Annotated in this window: 2 protein-coding genes and 1 pseudogene; 1 reads left to right on the plus strand and 2 read right to left on the minus strand. The window is 64.1% G+C overall.

All coding sequences use genetic code 11. The annotated features are described in order from the left end of the window. Positions 1 to 174: 174 nt before the first annotated feature. Positions 175 to 282, plus strand: a pseudogene (locus tag GF399_06125) (IS1595 family transposase). Positions 283 to 291: 9 nt separating this feature from the next. On the opposite strand, the gene GF399_06130 reads toward GF399_06125, so the two are convergent. After that, a complete protein-coding gene (locus tag GF399_06130) occupies positions 292 to 657 on the minus strand; it encodes a hypothetical protein (GenBank protein MBD3399893.1) in 366 nt (121 codons plus the stop codon). Between the two features lie 851 nt (positions 658 to 1,508). Further along, positions 1,509 to 4,184: a valine--tRNA ligase gene (locus tag GF399_06135; protein ID MBD3399894.1), complete on the minus strand. Its 2,676-nt coding sequence runs from the start codon at positions 4,182 to 4,184 to the stop codon at positions 1,509 to 1,511. Positions 4,185 to 4,621: the final 437 nt, after the last annotated feature.

Below are 4,621 nucleotides of genomic sequence, written 5' to 3' on the forward strand. Positions count from 1 at the left end.
AGCAAAAAGAGATAGCTCGATTATTGTGGCTGAGCGTTCCTGCGGCAGCCGCGGCGAAAGGTGTCGGCTTATCCGCAAAAACAGTATCCAAATGGTACAATCGACTAAGGGAGCGCAGCGCCGCTGATCGGGAGGCCGAGCTGGAAAAGCTCGAGGGGCGCATGGTATAAGCTCATAGAAGTCGATGGGGCCTACTTCGGCGGCCATCGTAAAGGAAAGCGAGGCCGGGGCGCCGGCGGCAAGATCCCCGTCTTCGGGCTGCTCAAGCGGGGCGGCGGGGTCCGCGTCAGCCTACCGTTCAACTGCAGCGAGAAGCACCTGCTGGGGGCCATTTTGGAGAACGTCGATCGGGTCCAGCTCGGCCCGGCGAGCGGCGGCGCGGCGCTTGCGGATTGGCTTGCAGTAGCGATATGCCTTATTACGATGGCTGCCCAGGTCCTTGGCGACCCGCGCCGCCGGAACACCGAGCCGGAACAGGCGGGCTATCTCGCCGCGTTTTGCCGGCGGCGGCGCGTTGCGACGTTCCCGGGGATGATGGTTGAACAGCTTGCCGCGACGCTCGCCTTTTTGACGTCCCTCGGCGCAGCGGTAGTGGTAGCGGTAATTGCAGCTGGGACAGTTGACAAGCCGCTCCCGCGTTCCGCTCTTCCCCGCCACATTGCCCCCCTCGTCGGTGGCGGGATGACAGACCCGTTCACGCCGCTGGAAGAACCCAACTGCAACAGTTGATGTTCTTTACCCGTGATAATCCCTTTTTCACTACCTCTTCGAACACCTGGGATAACGATATCTCTCCTCTTGCATCGTTCTTCCTCAACCCTGATTATCTGATCGTGGTTTTCATCGACAATGACTTGGTAATCCTCGATGAAGACCCGACTAAGTGTTCCTTGCGCTTCCCAACGTAGGATGAAGGAACCAAATAGACTGCATCTTCGGCAGGGAGCATCTCCCACAGCTCGATTCGTGATTCGTTATCAGCTTTAGCGGTGTTAGCGCTCAACTCTTTTCTGATGCGCTGCGGGAGGTCTGCCGCCTGCGCTGCATGATCCGGATATGGTTCGACTGCGAGCTCGATCAAATCAAGGGTCTCCCGCTTCAACTCCCGGACCCGTCGTAGGTCCGTCGTGTCAAACCCGGCGGGCAACCAGTTAAGCTGATGAGAAAACAGCACGCAAAGACGATCAGGGAAATCTCCTACACATAGCCCCCTTCCGGTCAACTTATCCTCGTTATTGAAGACTATTGTCTGTATATGCAGGATAACATTATCTTACAGGGTTGTTTCTGTTATATTTGGACTTAATCCTCGATGTCTTGTTTTCCTTTGCATATAGGGGCTGGCGGGGGCTGCGTACCCGGCCGTTTGGGCGTCAAAAACGTCGCTAAGCCAACACCCTTCACGGCGGAGCGTAATCGCAAGCCCCGGAGGACGGGGACTCCGTTTACAACGCAAAGGGGAGGACCGAACGGTCCTCCCCACGACAAAGCCGACTGGCGACAGTAACCTACAGCAGCTCGCGGACCTGCGCCAGGTGTTTCTCCAGAGCCTCGATCTCGGCGGACAGCTTGTCCCGCTTGTCGCGTTCCTTCTGCACGACCTCGGCGGGAGCCTTGGAGAGGAAGGCCTCGTTGGCCAGCCGCTTACCGACCTTGTTGAAAGCCGTGCGCTTGTTGCCCAGGTCCTTCTCCAGGCGGGCGGCCTCGGCGGCGAAGTCGACGATCCCCTCGAGGGGCAGGTAGAGTTCGACGTCGCCGACGGCGGCGGCGGCCGAGCCCCTGGGCTTGACGAGCTGCGGCCCGGCGCGCAGGCCCTCGACGTTGGCCAGGTTGGCGAAGTAGCCCTGGTACTCGTCCAGCAGGATGATCAACCTCTCGTCTGCGGTCTTGATCAGCAGACTGACCCGGGCGCCCGGCGGGACGTTCATCTCGCCGCGCACGGTGCGCACGGCGTCGATCAGCACCTGCAAACGGGCCATCCGCTCTTCGGCCTCGGGGAAGCGCGGCCAGTCCGCCCCGTCCTCCCACTCGCTGACCATCAGGTCCCGCGGGGCGTTGGGGAACAGGCGCCGGTAGAGCTCCTCGGTGATGTAGGGCATGACGGGGTGCAGCATCTTCAACAGCGCCCGCTCGGCGTGGAGGGCCACCGTCAGGGCGGTCTCCCTGGCCGCCGGATCCTCGCCGTAGAGCCGGGGCTTGATCAGCTCCAGGTACCAGTCGCAGAACTCGTGCCAGAAGACATCGTAGACCCGCTGGGCGGCGTCGTTGAAGCGGTAGGCCTCGATCAAGTCGGCGACATCGCTCAAGGCTCCGCCGACGCGGCTGATGATCCAGCGGTCCTCCAGGGTGAGGTTGTCGGGCGGCTCGGCGATGGACAGCGGCGCCCGTTCGGCCTGCTCGCTCTCGGCCAGGTTGAGTTGGAGGAAGCGGGCGGCGTTCCAGATCTTGTTGGCGAAGTTGCGCCCCAGGGTGAAACGCTCCGTCCAGAGTCGCACGGACTGCCCCTGACCGGTCAGACTGATTGTGGTGTAGCGCAGGGCGTCGGTGCCGTACTCCTCGATGATCTCCCGGGGGTCGACGCCGGTGCCGAGGGATTTGCTCATCCGCCGGCCGTCCCGGGCCAGGATGGTGGCGTGGAGGTAGACGTCACCGAAGGGTTTCTCGTCGCGGAAGTGCATTCCGCTCATGATCATCCGCGCCACCCAGAGGTAGATGATGTCCGGGGCGGTGGAGAGCACGGCGGTGGGGTAGAGCTCATCCAGCTCGGCGGGCTCGTCGGGCCAGCCGAGGGTCGAGAGCGGCCAGAGCGCCGAGGAGAACCAGGTGTCCAGCACGTCGGGATCCTGGGTCAGCGTGCCGCCGCACTCGGCGCACTTCTCCGGCGTCTCGATCTCGACGATGGTCGCGCCGCAGTCGTCACAGTACCAGACGGGGAGCTGGTGACCCCACCACAGTTGGCGGCTGATGTTCCAGTCGCGCAGCTTCTCCATCCAGTCCAGGTAGACCGCAGTCCAGCGCTGGGGGACGAAGCGCACAGCGCCGGACCTGACGACCTCGATCGCCGGCTGCTTGAGGTCGTCCATCGCCAGCCACCACTGCTCGGAGACGAGGGGTTCGATGGTCTCGTGGCAGCGGTCGCAGGTGGCGGCGGCCAGCTCGTAGTCCTCGGTCCGCTCCAGCAGGCCCCGCTCCTCGAGGTCGGCGATGACCCGCTTACGGCACTCGTTGCGCTCCAGGCCCTCGTAAGCGGCCCCGGCAGCGGCGGTCATCCGGCCGTGATAGTCGATGACCGTCACCAGCTCCAGCTCGTGGCGGGCACCGATCTCGTAGTCGTTGAAGTCATGGGCCGGAGTGACCTTGACACAGCCCGTGCCGAAGGCGGGATCGACGTGGCCGTCGGCGACGATGGGGATTTTCCGCTCGGTCAGCGGCAGGGCGATCTGCTGGCCGATGAAATGCTTGAAACGCTCGTCGTCGGGATGGACGGCTACGCCGGTGTCGCCGAGCATGGTCTCGGGCCGGGTGGTGGCCACGCTCAGGGCGCCGGAGCCGTCGGCCAGGGGGTAGCGGATATACCACAGGTGGCCATTGCGCTGCTCGTGCTTGACCTCGAGGTCGGAGATCGAGGTATAGCAGCGCGGGCACCAGTTGACCATCCGGGCGCCGCGGTAGATCAGCCCGGCGTCGTAGTAGGCCTTGAAGGCCGTGCGCACCGCCCGCGACAGCCCCTCGTCCATGGTGAAGCGCTCCCGGCTCCAGTCGCAGGAGCAGCCGAGCAGCTTAAGCTGCTCGACGATATCGCGGCCGTAGTGGGCGCGCCACTCCCAGCAGCGCTCGATGAAGGCTTCGCGGCCCAGGTCGTGGCGGGTCTTGCCCTCACGGGCCAGGGCCTGCTCGACCTTGTTCTGGGTGGCGATGCCGGCGTGGTCCGTCCCCGGCTGCCAGAGGACCTTGAACCCCCGCATCCGGTGGTAGCGCACCAGGATGTCCTGGATGGTGTTGTTGAGGGCGTGACCCATGTGCAGGGAGCCGGTGATGTTGGGCGGCGGGATGACCACGCTGTAGACCGGCCCCGGGGCGTTGTCGTCGAGCTTGAAGTGGCCGGCGGCCTCCCAATGAGCGAACCAACGGGTCTCCAGCTCGGCGGGGTCATACTGGGCGTTGAGCTGCTTGTCGTCTGTCATGGTTTCTTCTCCCGGAGGGGGTACTGCGGGGAAAGGGTTAGCGGTCGGCGGAGTCGGGACGCGGAGTCCCGCCGTCGACCGTGCGCGGCACTCGGCCGCCCTCCCCTCTCCGGGATCCGTTGATCGGTGACACGGCTGTTGTTTTCTCGATCGACATGGGAAGCTAAGTTTACGGAGCCCCGCCGGGGCTTGTCAAGGCGCAGCTCCGGGGGTTCGCACCGGCCCCGTCACGGTTTTTGCAACCCCGCCGGACCCGGTGGTCCGGCGGGGCAAAAACACGCGCCGGGGCCTGGGTTACGACCATTGGGCGCATCAGGGCATTTCGCTTAATCGCCAGCCCCATAGCGTGGGGGCTCAGACTCCGTGGTTTATCGGGCAATGACGTATCCAGCTCAACGACGATCCAGGCGGACCGCTCCAGGGTCCGCCCTCATAAC

The sequence above is a fragment of the Candidatus Coatesbacteria bacterium genome, from assembly GCA_014728225.1.
In the GTDB taxonomy this organism is placed as follows: Bacteria; RBG-13-66-14; RBG-13-66-14; order RBG-13-66-14; family RBG-13-66-14; genus WJLX01.